Source organism: Plantactinospora sp. WMMB334, assembly GCF_049179095.1.
GTDB lineage: Bacteria > Actinomycetota > Actinomycetes > Mycobacteriales > Micromonosporaceae > Plantactinospora.
The window spans coordinates 7,937,933-7,955,230 of sequence record NZ_JBMHME010000002.1 but is presented as its reverse complement, the minus strand read 5'-3'; the positions used below and the strand labels follow the sequence as shown (position 1 = coordinate 7,955,230).

Genomic DNA, 17,298 nt, shown 5'->3' with positions numbered 1-17,298 from the left:
CGAAGCGAGGTGCAGCAGTGAGCAAGCAGGTCCAACAACTGGATCGGGTGGTCATCCGCTTCGCCGGCGACTCCGGTGACGGCATGCAGCTCACCGGCGACCGGTTCACCTCGGAAACCGCTCAACTGGGCAACGACATTTCGACGCTCCCCAACTTCCCGGCCGAGATCCGCGCGCCGGCCGGCACCCTGCCCGGGGTGTCGAGCTTCCAGGTGCATTTCGCGGACTACGACATCCTGACCCCGGGCGACGCCCCCAACGTGCTGGTCGCGATGAACCCGGCCGCGCTCAAGGCCAACCTGGCCGACCTGCCGCGCGGGGCCGACATCATCGTCAACACGGACGAGTTCACCAGGCGCAACCTCGCCAAGGTGGGCTACCAGGTCAGCCCGCTCGACGACGGTTCGCTGGACGGCTACGTGCTGCATCCGGTGGCGCTCACCTCGATGACGGTCGGCGCGCTCGCCGAACTCGAGGTCTCGAAGAAGGACGCCGAGCGGGCCAAGAACATGTTCGCGCTCGGCCTGCTCTCCTGGATGTACTCCCGGCCGTACGCGTCGACGATCGCCTTCCTGGAGCGCAAGTTCGCGGCCCGGCCGGAGCTGGTCGCGGCGAACACGGCGGCGTTCAAGGCCGGCTGGAACTTCGGCGAGACCACCGAGGACTTCGGGGTCCGCTACGAGGTCAAGCCGGCGAAGATGAGCCCCGGCACCTACCGGAACATCACCGGCAACGCCGCCCTCTCGCTCGGCCTGGTGGCCGCCGGTGTCCGCTCCGGGCTGCCGGTCTTTCTGGGTGCCTACCCGATCACCCCGGCCTCGGACATCCTGCACGAGCTGAGCAAGCACAAGCGGTTCGGCGTCACCACGATGCAGGCCGAGGACGAGATCGCGGCGATCGGGGCGGCGCTCGGCGCGTCGTACGGCGGTGCGCTCGGCGTCACCACCACCTCCGGCCCCGGCGTGGCGCTGAAGGGTGAGACGATCTCGCTGGCCGTGGCCCTGGAGCTGCCGCTGGTCATCGTCGACGTGCAGCGGGCCGGGCCGTCGACGGGGATGCCGACCAAGACCGAGCAGGCCGACCTGAACATGGCGCTTTTCGGCCGGCACGGCGAGGCGCCGGTCGCGGTGGTCGCCCCGCGCTCGCCGTCGGACTGCTTCCACGCCGCCCTGGAGGCAGCGCGGATCGCGCTGACCCACCGCACCCCGGTGATCCTGCTCTCCGACAACTACGTGGCGAACGGCTCCGAGCCGTGGCTGCTGCCGGAGGTCGACTCCCTGCCGGACCTGCGGGTCGAGTTCGCCACCGAGCCGAACGGCGACGACGGCAGGACCTTCCTGCCCTACCTGCGCGACCCGGCGACACTGGCCCGGCCGTGGGCCATCCCCGGCACGCCAGGGCTGGAGCACCGGATCGGCGGCCTGGAAAAAGCCGACAGGACCGGTGACATCTCGTACGACCCGGCCAACCACGACTTCATGGTCCGGACCCGGGCGGCCCGGATCGAGGCGATCACGGTGCCGGACGTCGAGGTGGAGGATCCCGACTCGGACGCCCGGGTGCTGGTGCTCGGCTGGGGTTCGACGTACGGGCCGATCGGCGCGGCCTGCCGTGGGCTGCGCCAGCGCGGCCTGCCGGTGGCCCAGGCGCACCTGCGGCACCTGGCGCCGCTGCCGGCGAATCTCGGCGAGGTGCTGGCCCGCTACGAGCGGGTGGTGATCCCGGAGATGAACCTCGGCCAGCTCGCCCACGTGATCCGGGCCCGCTATCTGGTCGACGCGATCGGATACAACCAGGTGCGGGGTCTGCCGTTCACCGCGACGGAGCTGGAGACCATGCTGGAAGAGGTAGTCAAGAATGCCTGAGCCCGTCGCCCTCAAGCTCACCACCAGGGACTTCAAGTCCGACCAGGAGGTGCGCTGGTGCCCCGGCTGCGGCGACTACGCGATCCTCGCCGCCGTCCAGTCGTTCATGCCCGAGTTGCGGATCCCCCGGGAGCGGATCGTCTTCGTCTCCGGCATCGGCTGCTCGTCGCGCTTCCCGTACTACATGAACACGTACGGCATGCACTCGATCCATGGGCGGGCTCCGGCGATCGCCACCGGGCTGTCGGCCTCCCGGCCGGACCTGTCGGTCTGGGTGGTGACCGGGGACGGTGACGCGCTGTCGATCGGCGGCAACCACCTGATCCACGCGCTGCGCCGGAATGTCAACCTCAAGATCCTGCTCTTCAACAACCGGATCTACGGGCTGACCAAGGGGCAGTATTCCCCCACCTCCGAGGTCGGTAAGATCACCAAGTCGACGCCGCTCGGCTCGGCGGACGCCCCCTTCAACCCGCTCTCGCTGGCCCTCGGCGCCGAGGCGACCTTCGTGGCCCGGACCATCGACTCGGACCGCAAGCATCTCCAGTCGGTGTTGCGGGCCGCCGCCGAGCACGAGGGCTCGGCGTTCGTGGAGATCTACCAGAACTGCAACATCTTCAACGACGGCGCCTTCGACGAGCTGAAGGATCCGGCCACCCGGGACGACTACCTGATCCGGCTGGAGCACGGCCAGCCGATTACCTTCGGCTCGGCGGGGCAGTTCTGCGTCGTCCATCCGCCGGGCGGGTTCGGGCTGGAGGTACGGGAGACCGCCTCCGTGCCGGCGGAGGAGATCGTGGTGCACGACGCCACGGTGACCGAGCCGGCGTACGCCTTCGCACTCTCCCGGCTGCCCGGCTTCGACCTGCGCAACACCCCGATCGGGATATTCCGGAACGTGCGGCGCCCCTCCTACGACAGCATCGTGCAGGAGCAGGTCAGCACCGCCCGGGCCAGGACCACCGGCACCCCGGAGGAGCAGCTCGCCACCCTGCTCAACAGCGGCGACACCTGGACCATCCTCTGAGCTGACCTGCGGGAGAGCCGTCAGCGGTTCTGGTCAGCGGGGCTGACGGGGCTGCTGGCGGCGCGGTCGTCGCGGACGTAGACCAGCATGTCGCCGGTCTCGATGGCGGTGGCCGCCTGGTCGGAGAGCGAGACCACCTTGCCCCGCCGGACCAGGGCGATGACCAGTGACTCCAGTTTGCGGGGCGAGACGCCGACCTCGTCGCGGGTGGCCGAGCGCATCGCCAGCGCCATTCCCTGCCCGGGGGTGAGCAGGTCCTCCACCACGTCGATCAGCGGCGGGGCCGAGGTGGAGACGCCGAGCAGCCGGCCGGCGGTGGACGACGAGACGATGACGTGGTGCGCCCCGCTCTGCCTCAGCAGCGGCGCGTTCTCGGCCTCGCGGGCGGCGGCGATGATCCGGACCTGGCCGGCGGTGAGCTGCCGGACGGTGAGCGTGACCAGCACCGAGACCTCGTCGCTGTCGGTGGCGATGATCACGGACTTGGCGTGCCGGACGTGCGCCTCGTTCAGCGTGGACGACCGGGTCGCGTTCCCCTCGACCACCACCAGGCCGGCCGAGGTGGCCTGCCGGACCGCCGCCGGGTTGCGCTCGACGACGAGGATCCGCCGTTTCTCGAAGCCGGTCTCGAGAAGTGCGGAGATCGCGCTGCGGCCCTTGGTGCCGTAGCCGCAGATGATGACGTGGTCCTTCACGGTCCTCCTCCACCGCGTCAAGCGGAGGTTGGTGCGGTACTGCTCGGTCAGGACTTCCAGGGTGGTGCCGACCAGGATGATCAGGAAGAGCACCCGGGCCGGGGTGACCACCAGGACGTTGACCAGCCGAGCACCCTCGGTCACCGGCGTGATGTCGCCGTACCCGGTGGTGGAGAGGGAGACCACCGCGTAGTAGAAGGAGTCGAGGAGGGTGATCCCGTCCTCGTTGAGGTCACGATAGCCGTCCCGGTCGGAGTAGACCACGACGACGATCAACAGCACGAGGCCGATCGCGGCCGCCACCCGCTGGCCCAGTGCCCGCAGCGGGCCCCGGTGGATGGCGGGAAAGTGGATCATTGCCCACCCTGCCTCATCGCTACCCCCGCCCGCACGCCCACAACATAGCGCGGATCATCGCACCGGGTCGGCCGGCCGACCGTATCGGGGGCGGTCCGTTCCGACCAGCGGCGGAACCACCGGCGCGACGCCGGGATGCGGGCCGGCGCCCGGGCATGCATCGAGCTGAAATTTTGCTTAGATGCGTTGCGCTGGGTACCGCCGAATTAGCACGCTGTGACGTCAGATGCGGTCATTCGCCCACCGACCGCCGCGTTCGACAGAGCCCGACGCCGCCCGGAGGTGCCGTGACCACGCTGCCCGCTCTCCCCCATCTGGCCGCCGGCACCGTACTCGAGCTGCGCAAGGAGGACTGGCGGTACGGTGGGCAGCCGCTCCGGCTCCGGGTGGAGCAGGTCCGGCACGACATCTCCCACTACTACCGGGAGGAGTGGGTCTGGATCGTCGGCGAACGACTCGACGCCGACGGCGCGGCACAGGGCCGGATCGAGGCACTGGTCCGGGTCGCCGCGTTGGTGGAGGCCGGCTGAACGGGCGCGACCAGGCAACCCGGGCCCGGTGAAGTCCCGGGGGACCGTACGGCCCAACGCCGATGGTCGATCGACGGCTTGCGCCCCGTGCGCCGGTGTGAAAATTTCCTTCCAGCGGTATATGCGTGTCGGTATAAAGCGCCGGCAGTGCGCCGCCGCGCCCATCCCCACCCCGGGGAGCCCAACGAAGGGACGCACCGCATGAAGCCATATCGGCTCGCAGCCACCGGGCTGGCCGTAGCGCTGCTCGGTTCGCTCGTCGCCGCCACACCCGCGAACGCCACGCCCACAGCCACAGCCACGGCTCCGTCCGCATTGACCACCATGTCCGCCGGCACCGGCTGCGCGACCGACGCCGCCACCCCGAAGCGACAGTTCCGGGCGATGTGGATCGCCAGCGTGGTCAACATCGACTGGCCGACCAGGGCGTCGTACACCGCACCGGACCGGATCGCGGCGCAGCAGGCGGAGTACCGCGGCTGGCTCGACCTGGCCCAGCGGCTCCACCACAATGCCGTGGTCGTGCAGGTCCGGCCGACCGCCGACGCGTTCTGGCCGTCGCCGTACGAGCCGTGGTCGGAGTACCTGACCGGGACACGGGGCCAGGATCCGGGCTGGGACCCGCTGGCGTACCTGGTCACCGAGGCACACCGGCGGAACCTGGAGTTCCACGCCTGGTTCAACCCGTACCGGATCTCCATGCCCGACGGTGCCGGCGCCGACATCGGCAAGCTGGCCCCGGGACACCCGGTGCGCGAGCACCCGGAGTGGGCGGTCGCCTACCCGGTCAACGCGGCCGGGTCGCGGCTCTACTACAACCCGGGCATCCCGGAGGTACGCCAGTTCGTCCAGACCGCCATGCTCGACGCGGTCCGCCGCTACGACATCGACGGAGTCCACTTCGACGACTACTTCTACCCCTATCCGGCGGCCGGGCAGGACTTCGCCGACCAGGCCACCTTCGAGCGGTACGGCGCCGGCTTCGCCAGCAAGGCCGACTGGCGGCGGCACAACATCGACCTGCTCGTCCAGGAGATGGGCCAGCGGATCAAGGCGGTCAAGCCCTGGGTGAAGTTCGGGATCAGCCCCTTCGGCATCTGGCGCAACGCCGCCGCCGATCCGCTCGGCTCGGAGACCAACGGCACCCAGTCGTACGACGCCAACTTCGCCGACACCCGCAGGTGGGTGAAGGAGGAGTGGATCGACTACATCGTGCCGCAGGTCTACTGGAACATCGGCTTCACGGTGGCCGACTACGCCAAGCTGGTGCCGTGGTGGTCGGAGGTGGTCGCCGGCACCCGGGTGCAGCTCTACATCGGGCAGGCCGACTACAAGATCGGCGACCCGGCGCAGCCGGCGCCATGGCAGGACCCGGCCGAGATGTCGAAGCACCTCACCTTCAACCGGGACCATCCAGAGGTGGACGGCAACATCCACTTCAGCGCGGTGCAGGTCCGGGCGAACAAGCTCGGCGCCACCGATCTCTACGCGGCCGAGCACTACTCCCGGCCCGCGCTGATCCCGACCATGCCGCACCTCCCGGCGAAGCCGCTGATGTTCCCGGTGCTGACCGGCGCCACCCGGCAGGCCGACGGGGTGAAGCTGCGCTGGCGGCAGCCGGTCGACGGGATCGGGCCGTTCGGCCGGGCGACCTCGTACGCGATCTACCGCTTCGACGGGATCGACCTCCCCGGCGCATGCGGCTACGCCGACGCCGGCAACCTGGTCGGCACCGTCCGGACGACCGGAAGCTCGGTGCAGTCCTGGCTGGACGTCACCGCCGAGCCCGGCCGGCGCTACAGCTACCACGTGACCGCGCTCGACCGGCTGGCCAACGAGAGCCCGCCGAGCCCGCCGTGGTTCGTCCTACGCTGACGACCGGGACCGGCCGGCGCTGATCACCGCGAAGGCTCCGAGGGGGTACGCCACCTCGGAGCTTTCGCCTGTTCTGGCGTCTGTCAACGAAAATAAAGGTCGGATAGAGATCGGCAGGCGACGATTCCCCGAGACTGGTCACTACGTAGATCACCTACCCGGTGACCTGCTCCGTCCCGCCCCGGGCCGCCCCACAAGGGAGCCCTCTCCTCCGGAGGTAACCGCCTTGTCCCGTCGCCTGCTGACCACCCTGACCGCCGGCACGTTCGCCGTACTGGTGCTCCTCGGCTTCGCCGCGCCCGCCTCGGCCGCGGTGACCCCCGCGCAGAAGCTCTCCGTGCTGTCGAGCTGGACCCAGACCAGCGCCAGCAGCTACAACTCCTGGAACTCCGCCCGCACCAACCAGGGTGCCTGGGCCGAGTACGCCTTCAACTGGAGCACCGACTACTGCTCGTCCAGCCCGGACAACCCGCTCGGGTTCAACTTCGAGCTTTCCTGCTACCGCCACGACTTCGGCTACCGCAACTACAAGGAGATGGGCCAGTTCGACCCGAACAAGTCTCGCCTGGACAGCGCGTTCTACGAGGACCTGCAGCGGTCCTGCGCGACGTACAACGTGTTTGTCCGCCCGGCCTGCTACAGCCTGGCCTGGACCTACTACCAGGCGGTGCGCATCTTCGGCTCGGTGGTCGTCGCCCAGGCGGACCTGGACAAGGCCGCCAAGCTCAAGGCCGACGGCGAGCGTCGTGCTGCGGCGGCCGGGGTGAGCCTCCGCTGATCCGCCCGTCGCGGATCTGATCCGGTCGGGACCGGCGCCGATTGCCGTCGGCGCCGGTCCCGAGCTGGTTCCGGGCGATGCCGAGCTGGTTCCGGGCGATGTCGAGCTGGTTCCGGGCGATGTCGAGGCGCGGTTTCGCCCGGCCGAGGAACCTCGCATACATCCTCGCCGGGCCGGGACCGGGCTCAGGACCGAGTTGTCGGTGATCCGCCATTGCCGCCTGCAGCATGGTGGCGAGGTGGACCGACAGACCGACCGGGTCCACGACGTACTCGATGACCAGCAGGGTGCGGGCGGTGAGACACGGCCATTCCGCCACACAGGCCCGGCAGAGCCAGATCGGCCGGCGCGGTGGATGTGGCGATCGGGCGGGCCGGTCGGCCGCTGGTGCTTCCGAACGACGCTGTCGAGCTGCCCCGCTTGTGCACCCGGCCCGACGCACAGGCCGCTGACCCGACCACTGACGCAGGTCACTGAGGGGGCACGGCAGCCGGACCGACGAGGGCCGGACCGACGAAAGCCGGCCGGCGCTCCGGCGGAACCGCGATCATCGCGCGCTCGGCATCCGAATGACCCGATCCCGGATCCCCCGGCGCCTTACCATCGACCGCCCGAGCAGGTTGCAGGTCGTCGCCTGCCCGTCGATGGCCGTGCTCGTCTGGCCGGGAATGGGGCGGGGCCACCGCAGCAGAGGACCGTGGCGGTGTCGCCAAGTAACCCGAATCCGATGAACCCATCCACAACACCGACGCGCTCCCAGGTAGATCTTGACGATCTGTTGTCGTTCCAGGCGCAACAAGTCGTCAAGATCTGGCTGCTCGTCGTTCTGCGGGAGCCGGCCAGCCAGGGCCGGCTCCCGCCTCAGGTGGTGCCGATTACCGCGGGCCGCCTGCCTACAGCGGCTTCGTCACCGCCGCGTACGCGTCGATGATGCCGTGCCCGTAGAAGCCGTTGAAGTTGCGCCCGCCCGCGCAGAAGGCGTCGAACTCCGCCGGCCGGCCCACGTCGGTGTAGCTGACGAGGCGCGGCGTCGGGCAGGCACGCTCGCTGGCCGTCCGGTAGAGGTGCTGCTCCACCCGGTCCGGTGCCAGGGTCAACCCGCCGCGTCCACGGTCGGGCTTGCCATACCTGCTGACGATCAGCGCGGCCACACCGGCGGCGTGCGGCGACGCCATCGAGGTGCCCTGCAGGTAGGTGTAGTAACCGCACTCACCGTTGCGCCGGCAGTCCTTGAAGACGGCGCCCTCGGCCTCCGGCAGGATGTTGCCGTCCTCGTCGACCGACCCCTCCTCCTGGAGGACGTGCAGCGGGTACGTGGAGAGAATCATGTTCGCGTCGGTCTGGAAGCTGTCGGTGCCCAGCCCGTCGCGGTACCAGCCGCCCGGCGCGGCGACCGAGATCTGCTCGGTGCCGTAGTTGGAGAAGTCGGACTTGCGGCCCGACGGCCCCAGCGCCGACACCCCGATCACGTGCGGGCCCTCCACCGGCAGGTCCCAGCAGCTGTCGTTGTCGATCGGCCGGGGGTACGGGTCGGCGCCGTAGTCCGGGCTACTCGTGTCGGTACGCGGCGCCCCGAGGTCCTCGTGGTTGTTGCCGAGCGCGCCGACCAGCGTCACGCCGTGGTTGTGGGCATAGGTCAGCGCGCGTCGCATCGCCTTGATGATCGCCCGCTGTTCCGCCTGGGCCGCCGGGGAATCGGCCGGGTTGGCGACGCAGTTGTAGAGCCAGGGGTCGACGTAGAAGGACATGTTCACCACGTCCAGCCCGGCCTTGCCCGCGTAGACCAGGGCGTTGACGACCGGTTCGAGGAAGAAGTAGCCCGAGTCCTGGCCGCCCTTCAGCTCGACCAGGGTCACCTTGGGTGCGATGCCCGAGACGCCGAGGCCGTTGGCGGCGGCGCCGATCGTGCCGGCCACGTGCGTGCCGTGCCCGTTGTCGTCGGTGCCGACCGGGTCCACGCAGCTCGACACCTCGCACGGGCCGTCGACGTCCTCCCGGTCGGGGGCGAAGTTGCGCGAGAGGGACCAGCTGAAGTGGGGGGCGAGGTCGGGGTGGCCACCGTCCACGCCGGTGTCCAGCACGCCGACGGTGACGCCCCGGTCGCCGGGCTCGATCTTGCGGGACCTGTCGGCCCGGATCATCTCCAGGCCCCAGAGCTTGTCGTCGAGGGGGTCCATCCGGGCGCCGCGCCTGGCGGCGCCGCCCCGGGACGCGCCGGTGCGATCCAGCAGGTTCTCCTGCTCCACCCGGTCCAGCACGGGCTTGCGGCCGATCGCCTTCTGCTCCGCCGCCCCGATCAGGGCCCCGGCGGCCGTGGCCTTTGTCGCGAAGTCGGGCTGGTCGCTGACAACCCGGAAAACGCCGACGTCGTCGATCCGCGACACGACCGATCCGCCGGCGGCGACGATGGCGTCGACGGCTGCGGCTGCGGAAGCGCCGTCCTCCGCCACCACGGTGAACTCTCTGCTGCCGGCCGGTGCCGCGGTGGTCGGGGTCACCGGTACCGTCAACGTGAAGGCCAGCGCGGCCGCGGTCGCGGCGGCTCCGGCGGTGAGTCGTCTACTCACGACATAAGATCCTCTCATCGTCGAGAAACACGACGATGATTCTCACCTCAAAGAGGGCCTTTGCAATAGTCAACTCCGGTGTTTGATCATTTTGGCACAGTCGACGCCGGTGCCTGCCGTGTTCAGGCGAGGACCTCCCGTAACCTGTCGACAGCCCTCGGGGCGCCGACACGCCCAGCCGGGGCGGCGAGCTGTCCGGCCACGGGTGCGGCGAGCTGCGCGACCGCCGGAACCGCCGGGACCGAACTGCGCGGCGTCCGGGACGTCGAGTTGGGCGACGCCGGTGGCGGTCTGGAAGACGGTCCGGAGCCGTGCGGCGAGCCCTCGATTCGGTCGCCGGCGCGGGCGCGGCCGCCAGGACGGGCAGGACGGGCGCGGCCGCCAGGATGGGCAGGACGGGAAGGGCGTCAGTAGGGCCGGTGGTGGCGCGGAGTCACCGCGCCCGGCGACGGTAAGGCGGCCGGCGACGGAGTGCGCCCGGCGACGGAGTGCGCCCGGCGAGGGCAAGCGCCCGGCGAGGGCAAGCGCCCGGCGAGGGCAAGCGCCCGGCGAGGGCAAGCGTCCAGCGAGGGCAAGCGTCCAGCGAGGGCAAGCGTCCAGCGAGGGCAAGCGTCCAGCGACGGTAAGCGTCCAGCGACGGTAAGCGTCCAGCGACGGAGGGTCAGTCCAGCACGTCCCGAGGAGCATCGGCGGCCTGCCGGGGGCGGGGGCGCGGAGCCGGCGGCTCGACCCGGGTGAACCGGATGGAGTCGGCGGAGAGGTCGGGGTGCTCCACCTCCAGCGCCACGGCCGCCGCCTCCTCAAGGGTCAGATCGGCGCCGGCCGCGTACGCGGTGTCGAAGGCCGCGTCGCCCATCAGCGCCCGCAGTGTGGCCTGCTCCTGGAGCCAGTACGCCCCGAAGGTGCCCGGGGTGCAGCGCATCGCCGACCGGGTGAGCTGGGCCGCGCCGAAGAGCCGGGCGGCCGACCTGGGGTCACCGCCGCCGGCACAGCGCACCGCGATCGCGTTCACCGTGTCGCAGGCCCGGGCCAGGTAGCCGTAGCTCATCCGGGACCGCAGCGCCACGACCAGATGGTCGTGCGCGGCCACCAGGTCACCCCGGGCCAGCGCCACCATGCCGAGCAGCATGTCGACGGAGCGCTTGCCGCGCTCGGTGGGCCGGGCCGCCTCCACCGGCCGGGCCGCGCCGAGCAGCTCGGCCGCCTCGTCCAGCGCGTCCCGGCGCCAGAGCAGCTCGGCCAGGCTGTAGACGGCGAGCAGCGCGTCACCGGTGACGCCCTCCGCCTCGGCCTCGGCGATCACCTCCCGGCACACCCGCTCGGCCTCGGCGAACTGTCCCATGTCGATCAACGGCGCGGCCCGGCCGGCGAGTACCCGGATCAGCAGGCCGGCGTCGCCGGCCTGCCGGGCGGCCGACTCGGCCCGCTGAGAGAAGCGCAGCTCCTCGGCGAACTCACCGTCCGCGCCGGCATGCTGCGAGTGCATGTGGTACGCCGCCGCCAGCTCCGCCTCCGGGATCTGCTCACCGGTCTCGGCGATCCGGCCGTAGAGCCGGAACAGCCATAACCGCCCCTCCCGGGCGAGCCCGCGCTCCCGCCACCACTCGTCCAGCCCACTGGTCAGTTGCAGCCCCTGCCGGGCGCTGCCGCCGGTGACCGTCCAGCGCAGCGCGGCCCGCAGTTCGTCGGCGAGCGGGTCGAGGGCGTAGAGGGAGAGGGTGACGGGCCGGTCGTCCGGCCCGAGGTACGCCCGCTGCAGCGCGTGCAGGGACCAGGCCACGTGCCGGTCCCGGGCGGTCTGCTCCTCCCCCGCGTCGACCAGCCGGCGCGCCGCGTACGCCCGGATCGGGTCGAGCATCCGGTAGGTGCTGCCGGAGACGTTCGGCTCCGCCTGGATCATCGACTTGTCGACCAGCACCGACAGTGGATCGAGCGGATCGTCGTTGAGCAGCCACTCCACGGTGGCCAGGTCGACCGGGCCGGAGAAGACCGCGAGCCAGCGCAGCAGCCGGGCCGCCCGGGGGCCGAGCGTCCGGTACGACCAGGTGACCGTCGCCTGCATGGTGACGTGCCGCTGGGTGGCCGAGCGCTGCACCGCCCGGGCACCGGCCGGCGGCGTCACCCCCCGGGCCGCCGCCGCGAGGTCCACGGTGTCCTGCTGGTTGGCGCTCCAACTCCGGCCCGGCACCGCCGGGATCGGTTCCACGTCGTCCCGGCCCGCGTCGAGGGCGCCGAGCACGTCGTCGAGGCGCTCGGCGAGCTGGCTGGCGGAGAGCACCCGCAGCCGGGCGGCGGCGAGCTCGATCGCCAACGGCAGCCCGTCCAGCCGGGTGACCACCCGTTGCAGGTCGGCAGACTCGGCCGGACCGGCCCGGCGCCCGCCCCGGGCCGCGGTGGTGCGGTCGAGCAGCAGGGTCACCGCCTCGCTCGGACCACCGCCGGGCGCCGGTTCGACCGAGAGCGGCGGGATCCGCCAGATCACCTCGCCGGGCAACCCGAGTGACTCGCGGCTGGTGGCCAGCACCCGTACGCCGCTGCCGCCGGCGAGCAGCCGGGAGATCACGTCGGCGCAGGCGGCCGGCTGTGCGTCGCAGGTGTCGAGCACGACCAGCATCCGCCGGGGCGCGGCGAACTCGACGAGCGTCTCCAGCATCGGCCGCCCGGGCTCGGGACGCAGCCCGAGGACCGCCGCCACCGCGAAGGCGACCAGCCCGGGGTCGGTCACGGTGGCGATGTCGACGAACCAGACCCCGTCCGGGTACGACTCGACGAGCCCGCCGGCCAGCTCGACCGCCAGCCGGGTCTTGCCGGCACCACCGGCACCGACCACCGTCACCAGGCGATGGGAGTCGATGAGCAGGTCCAGCTCGTCGCGTTCCGCCCTGCGTCCGACGAACGAGGTGACCTGGGTCGGCAGGTTGTGCGGGATGGCGTCGGCGGTCCGGGGGCGGGGGAACTGGCGCTCCAGGCCGGGAGCGACGAGTTGGAAGAGGCGTTCCCGGTCGTCGAAGCCGCGCAGCCGGTGCAGGCCGAGATCGAGCAGGGAGGCGCCGGGCGGCAGCGGCGCGGCGTGCCGGGCGGTGGCTCCGGAGCAGAGCACCTGGCCACCGTGCGCGGCGGCGGCGATCCGGGCGGCCCGGTGCACCTCGGCGCTGGCATACTCGCCGTCACGCGGTTCGGCGTGCCCGGTGTGCAGGCCCATCCGGACCCGGGGGGTGGCCTCCGGCGTCGGCCAGTCGTGGTTGGCCAGTGCGCGTTGCGCGGCCAGCGAGGCGTCGAGAGCGGAGGAGGCGTCACCGAAGGCGACGAAGAACGAGTCTCCCTCGGTGAATAGTTCGGTCCCGTCGCTGGCGGCCAGGGTCGCCCGGAGCAGCCGCCGGTGCTCGCTGAGCACCGGCCGGTAGCCCGGACCGAGCATCTGGGCAAGCCGGGTGGAGCCCTCGATGTCGGTGAACATGAATGTCACCAACCCGCTCGGCAGGTGGATCCGTGCTGACATGCGTGGAACCTCCCGCCCCCTGGAAGTCGCGTTCATGCTGCCGCATATTCACGGGTTGGCCCATCGTAGAAACGGACGGCGCGACCCCGTACCAAGGTGCTAACCGGGGACTGTGCCACGAAACCGACATCACGGTCACGAGCTGTCCTCGCTGTCCGGGCGGGAGGGGGCCGGCTCCGGACAGTCGGCTCACGGCTTCAGCAGCCGGGGCACGGCTTCAGCAGCCGCAGCCTCCGCCGCAGCAGCCGCCTCCGGCGGGGGCGACCGGCGCCGCGCCCGGGGCGGGACCGCCCGCACCACGACCGGTGAAGGCGACCGTCGACAGTAGCTTGACGGTGTCGTCGTGCCCCTGGGGGCAGGACGCCGGAGCCGAGGCCTCGGCCATCGGCCGGTTCATCTCGAAGGTGTCGCCGCAGGCGCGGCAACGGAACTCGTAGCGGGGCATACCAACAGCGTACGACCAGACCTGACGTTCGCCGGTCGATGGGTAATACTCGACGGGTGGCGGAGCACGACAAGACTTCTGGGACGCGACCACTGCGGCCTGCGGTGCCCGTCTATGACGGCCCGCTGGCCAGCTCGGGTGCTGCTCCGGAGCCGGATCCGGAGCGGCCGGCGGCCACCGTGCCGCGCCCGCGCGCCGAGGCAGATTCCCTGCTGCCGAGCGGCGGACCGGAGCAGGCCGCCACGACCCCCGGACCCGAGCCGGCCACCACGATCCCGGAACCCGAGGCTGCCACCGGACCGGGAGAGCCGGCCACCGAGCCTGCGGCGGAACCCGGGGCGGCCACCGGACTCGCAGCGCCGGCCACCGGACCGGGAGAGCCGGCTACCGAGCCTGCGGCGGCACCGGCCGGCATGGTCGGGACCGGACCGGGAACGGCCGCCGAGCCGGAGACGCCCGGCGGACCCGGGCCCGAGCCGGAGGCGGTCGGCAGCCCCGAGCCGGAGGGTGCGGGCAAGCCCGAGCCGGAGGCGGCCGGCGGGCCGGGCGGGACCGTGATCGATCTCGACGTACCGGCGACCGTGCCGCCGGCCGGCCGGAGGCGGCGGATCCGGGTCCCGTTCGCGCACGCCACCTCCCGCTGGCCCTCGCGGCAGGCGGTCCGGGACTGGTCCCGACGGCCGAGCGGCCGGCTGACCCTGCCGGCGCTGCTGCTCTTCGCACTGGTCGCCGCGACCGGTGCCGCCGGTGCCTTCCTGCTTCCGGCAACCGCCCGGGAGACCCGCCCGGTGGAGGCGGGCGCGGCGACGAGCCTGCCGCCGGTCGAGCCGACCCTGCCCGGCCTGCCGCCCATCGGTCCGGACGGGCTCTCCTCCGGGCTGCCGAGTCCGCCACCGTTCGGCACGCCCAGCGGCGTGCCGGCGCCGCCCTGGAACGCCACCGGTGGGCGCCCCTCCGACGTACTCGCCGGCTGGGCCGGCCGGATCGGGCCCCGGGTCGGGGTTCCCGTGACGGCGATGCAGGCGTACGGCTACGCCGAGATGAGGCTCGCCCAGTCGACGCCTGGTTGCCAGCTCCGCTGGACCACCCTTGCCGCGATCGGCCAGGTGGAGTCCGGGCACGGGCGGGCGAACGGTGCGGTGCTGGGCACGAACGGGATCGCCGCGCCGGACATCATCGGCCTGCCGCTGGACGGCAACGGCGGCCGGATGCGGATCATGGACACCGAGGACGGTCAGCTCGACGGGGACGCCACCTACGACCGGGCGGTCGGTCCGATGCAGTTCATCCCGACCACCTGGGAGGAGGTCGGTGCGGACGCGGACGGCGACGGCGTCGAAAACCCGCACAGCATCGACGACGCGGCCCTCGCCGCCGGTAACTATCTGTGCAAGGGAGGCCGCAACCTGTCTGTCGCCGCAGACTGGTGGAGCGCCATCCTTTCCTACAATGACGTGCGACCATATGCCCAGTCGGTCTTCGACAACGCCAACAGGTACGGCACGGACAGTAAAACTTAGCGTAATGTACCGGACACATTGAAGAACTGGGCACTTTCGCCAGGCTGCGGTTGACGGCAAGCTAGACGGGTGATGGTGCGCGAATGGGATCCCCGGACCGCCCCGGCCGCCGAGATCGACTCGTTCCTCGACGCGATCAACGCAGTTTTCGCGGCCGACCTACCGGAGGATCCTCTGTGGGAGAACGGCATGCTCCGGGAGTACCTCTGCGAGGTGATGCCCGGCCAGCGCCGCATCTCCTGGATCGTCCAGGATGATCCCTCCGCCGACGGCCAGCCCGGCCGCATCCTCGGCCACACCCACGTCCTGCTGCTCGGCAACATCGGCGTGCTCGAGGTGCTGGTGCATCCGGCCGCCCGGCGCCGGGGCATCGGCCGCAAGCTGATCGCCACCGCGGCCCGCCGGACCTATCAGGAGGGCTTCCTCGCCGTGGGCGTGGAGGTCGTCGGCGACACTCCGGCGGTCGGCTTCTACGAGGCTCTCGGTTTCGCCCGGGAGTTCGAGGAGCACCGCAGCGTGCTGCGGCTCGGCACGGTCGACTGGGCCGCGCTCGGCGACATGGCCCAGGGCATCGGCCCCGGCTACCGGCTCGAGTTCTGCCCGGGCGGGCCGCCGGACGAGCTGATCGAGCCGTACGCGAGAGCCAAGGCCGAGTCCGCCGACGTCGATGACGGCGACCTGGATCTGCGGCCGAGTTCTCATGATCCGCAGCGGCTGCGGGACAGCCTGAACTGCCTGCACCGGCGGGGCATGAAGCCCTACATCGTCCTCGCGATCGACGACAAGGCCGGTGAGGTCGCCGGCCTGACCGAGGTCGTCGTGCCGGCCCAGCACCCGACCCGGGCCGACCAGTGGGACACCATCGTCGGTCAGCAGCACCAGGGCTTCGGGATCGACCGGGCGATGAAGGCGCGGATGCTCTTCGAGCTGCGCTCGGCCGAGCCGAAGATCGCCGAGGTGCAGACCTGGAACGCGCGGAGCAACGAGGCGATGCGGGCGGTCAACGCCGACCTCGGCTTCCAGGCCGACCGGGACTGGTACGAGTACGGCGTGGACCTGGCCGAGCTGGTGCACCGGTTGGAGGCCAGCGGCTGACCGGGAACGGCCCGGGCGCCGACCGGCGCCGACCGGCGACCGTGCGGTCGCGGCTCAGTAGCGGTCGCGGAGCATCCGGGCCGCCTCCACCGCCCAGTAGGTGAGGATGATCTGCGCACCCGCCCGGCGGATCGAGGTCAGGGTCTCCAGCACGGCGCGCTCCCGGTCGATCCAGCCGTTGGCGGCCGCCGCCTCGACAGTCGCGTACTCCGCGGAGACCTGGTATGCGGCGACCGGCACGTCCACCTCGGCCCGCACGGCGGCGAGGACATCCAGGTAGGGCAGAGCCGGCTTGACCATCACCATGTCGGCACCCTCGGCGACATCGAGCCGGACCTCGCGGAGCGACTCGCGCAGGTTGGCCGGATCCTGCTGGTAGCTGCGCCGGTCGCCCTGCAACGACGACTCCACCGCGTCCCGGAACGGGCCGTAGAACGAGGAGGCGTACTTCACCGCGTATGCCAGGATGCCGGTGTCGGCGTGCCCGGCGGCGTCCAGGGCCCGGCGGACCACCCCGACCTGGCCGTCCATCATCCCGGAGGGCCCGACCACGTGCGCGCCGGCCTCGGCCTGCGCCACCCCCATCCCGGCGTACGCGGTCAGGGTGGCGTCGTTGTCGACGGTGCCGTCCGGGGCGACCAGCCCGCAGTGCCCGTGCGAGGTGAACTCGTCCAGGCAGAGATCGCTCATCACCACCGTGGCGTCGCCGACCTCGGTGATCACGTCCCGGATCGCCACGTTGAGGATGCCGTCCGGGTCGGTGCCGCCGGAGCCGGTCTCGTCCTTGCGGAGCGGCACCCCGAAGAGCATGATCCCGCCGACGCCCGCGTGCACCGCCTCGGCCGCCGCCTTGCGCAGCGACTCCCGGGAGTGCTGCAGCACGCCCGGCATCGAGGCGATCGGCCTCGGCTCGGTCAGCCCCTCCTTGACGAACATCGGCAGCACCAACTCGGCCGGGGCGACCCTGGTCTCCTCGACCAGCCGGCGGATCGCCGGGGACCGGCGCAACCGGCGCGGGCGGATCTCGGGGTACGACATGACCACT

The 17,298-nt window shown here is 71.6% G+C and carries 12 protein-coding genes; 7 read left to right on the top strand and 5 right to left on the bottom strand.

Annotation, left to right across the window (positions count from 1 at the left end):
* The first annotated feature begins 17 nt into the window (after window positions 1-17).
* On the top strand, window positions 18-1,865 hold the full coding sequence (locus ACN27G_RS34550; protein ID WP_421496824.1) for a 2-oxoacid:acceptor oxidoreductase subunit alpha: 1,848 nt from the start codon (window positions 18-20) through the stop codon (window positions 1,863-1,865).
* Window positions 1,858-2,892, top strand: coding sequence for a 2-oxoacid:ferredoxin oxidoreductase subunit beta (locus ACN27G_RS34545; protein WP_421496823.1), 1,035 nt, complete (start codon window positions 1,858-1,860; stop codon window positions 2,890-2,892). Before ACN27G_RS34550 ends, ACN27G_RS34545 begins: the two co-directional genes overlap by 8 nt.
* 20 nt (window positions 2,893-2,912) lie before the next feature.
* Here ACN27G_RS34545 and ACN27G_RS34540 read toward each other — a convergent pair whose 3' ends face one another.
* Entirely contained in the window at window positions 2,913-3,944 is a 1,032-nt protein-coding gene (locus ACN27G_RS34540) for a potassium channel family protein (protein ID WP_421496822.1), read from the bottom strand.
* Between the two features lie 287 nt (window positions 3,945-4,231).
* On the opposite strand from ACN27G_RS34540, the gene ACN27G_RS34535 reads away from it, so the two are divergent.
* The 3 genes from ACN27G_RS34535 (at window position 4,232) to ACN27G_RS34525 (ending at window position 7,127) form a co-directional block, all read left to right on the top strand.
* Window positions 4,232-4,474 carry a hypothetical protein gene (locus ACN27G_RS34535; RefSeq protein ID WP_421496821.1) on the top strand — a complete coding sequence of 81 codons (243 nt, stop codon included), beginning with the start codon at window positions 4,232-4,234 and terminating at the stop codon, window positions 4,472-4,474.
* A 201-nt stretch (window positions 4,475-4,675) separates the two neighbouring features.
* A complete protein-coding gene (locus ACN27G_RS34530) occupies window positions 4,676-6,349 on the top strand; it encodes a glycoside hydrolase family 10 protein (protein WP_421496820.1) in 1,674 nt (557 codons plus the stop codon).
* A 226-nt stretch (window positions 6,350-6,575) separates the two neighbouring features.
* Window positions 6,576-7,127 carry a phospholipase gene (locus ACN27G_RS34525; protein WP_421496819.1) on the top strand — a complete coding sequence of 184 codons (552 nt, stop codon included), beginning with the start codon at window positions 6,576-6,578 and terminating at the stop codon, window positions 7,125-7,127.
* Window positions 7,128-8,020: 893 nt separating this feature from the next.
* On the opposite strand, the gene ACN27G_RS34520 is transcribed toward ACN27G_RS34525, so the two are convergent.
* From ACN27G_RS34520 to ACN27G_RS34510, 3 genes are all read right to left on the bottom strand, one after another.
* The gene (locus ACN27G_RS34520; RefSeq protein ID WP_421496818.1) at window positions 8,021-9,694 is read right to left on the bottom strand and encodes a S8 family serine peptidase; all 1,674 of its coding nucleotides are present in this window, start codon (window positions 9,692-9,694) and stop codon (window positions 8,021-8,023) included.
* A gap of 661 nt (window positions 9,695-10,355) precedes the next feature.
* The gene (locus ACN27G_RS34515) at window positions 10,356-13,193 is read right to left on the bottom strand and encodes an ATP-binding protein (protein WP_421496817.1); all 2,838 of its coding nucleotides are present in this window, start codon (window positions 13,191-13,193) and stop codon (window positions 10,356-10,358) included.
* A 217-nt stretch (window positions 13,194-13,410) separates the two neighbouring features.
* Window positions 13,411-13,638: an FmdB family zinc ribbon protein gene (locus ACN27G_RS34510; RefSeq protein WP_421496816.1), complete on the bottom strand. Its 228-nt coding sequence runs from the start codon at window positions 13,636-13,638 to the stop codon at window positions 13,411-13,413.
* A gap of 104 nt (window positions 13,639-13,742) precedes the next feature.
* Between ACN27G_RS34510 and ACN27G_RS34505 the strand changes: the two genes are divergently transcribed.
* Window positions 13,743-15,158, top strand: a complete 1,416-nt coding sequence (locus ACN27G_RS34505; RefSeq protein WP_421496815.1) for a lytic murein transglycosylase — start codon at window positions 13,743-13,745, stop codon at window positions 15,156-15,158.
* A gap of 72 nt (window positions 15,159-15,230) precedes the next feature.
* Window positions 15,231-16,253 (top strand): GNAT family N-acetyltransferase, encoded by a 1,023-nt coding sequence (locus tag ACN27G_RS34500; protein WP_421497582.1) that lies wholly within the window; start codon window positions 15,231-15,233, stop codon window positions 16,251-16,253.
* Window positions 16,254-16,307: 54 nt separating this feature from the next.
* Here the strand turns inward: ACN27G_RS34500 and hemB are convergent, their stop codons facing one another.
* A complete protein-coding gene (gene hemB / locus ACN27G_RS34495; RefSeq protein ID WP_421496814.1) occupies window positions 16,308-17,291 on the bottom strand; it encodes a porphobilinogen synthase in 984 nt (327 codons plus the stop codon).
* Between the last annotated feature and the right edge of the window lie 7 nt (window positions 17,292-17,298).

What these genes read in the sequence shown, in the direction of transcription:
- ACN27G_RS34510 (WP_421496816.1), bottom strand. Translation starts at nt 13,638, where the DNA reads ATGCCCCGCTACGAGTTCCGTTGCCGCGCCTGCGGCGACACCTTCGAG.
- hemB (WP_421496814.1), bottom strand. Translation starts at nt 17,291, where the DNA reads ATGTCGTACCCCGAGATCCGCCCGCGCCGGTTGCGCCGGTCCCCGGCG.
- ACN27G_RS34530 (WP_421496820.1), top strand. Translation starts at nt 4,676, where the DNA reads ATGAAGCCATATCGGCTCGCAGCCACCGGGCTGGCCGTAGCGCTGCTC.
- ACN27G_RS34515 (WP_421496817.1), bottom strand. Translation starts at nt 13,193, where the DNA reads ATGTCAGCACGGATCCACCTGCCGAGCGGGTTGGTGACATTCATGTTC.
- ACN27G_RS34500 (WP_421497582.1), top strand. Translation starts at nt 15,231, where the DNA reads ATGGTGCGCGAATGGGATCCCCGGACCGCCCCGGCCGCCGAGATCGAC.
- ACN27G_RS34545 (WP_421496823.1), top strand. Translation starts at nt 1,858, where the DNA reads ATGCCTGAGCCCGTCGCCCTCAAGCTCACCACCAGGGACTTCAAGTCC.
- ACN27G_RS34540 (WP_421496822.1), bottom strand. Translation starts at nt 3,944, where the DNA reads ATGATCCACTTTCCCGCCATCCACCGGGGCCCGCTGCGGGCACTGGGC.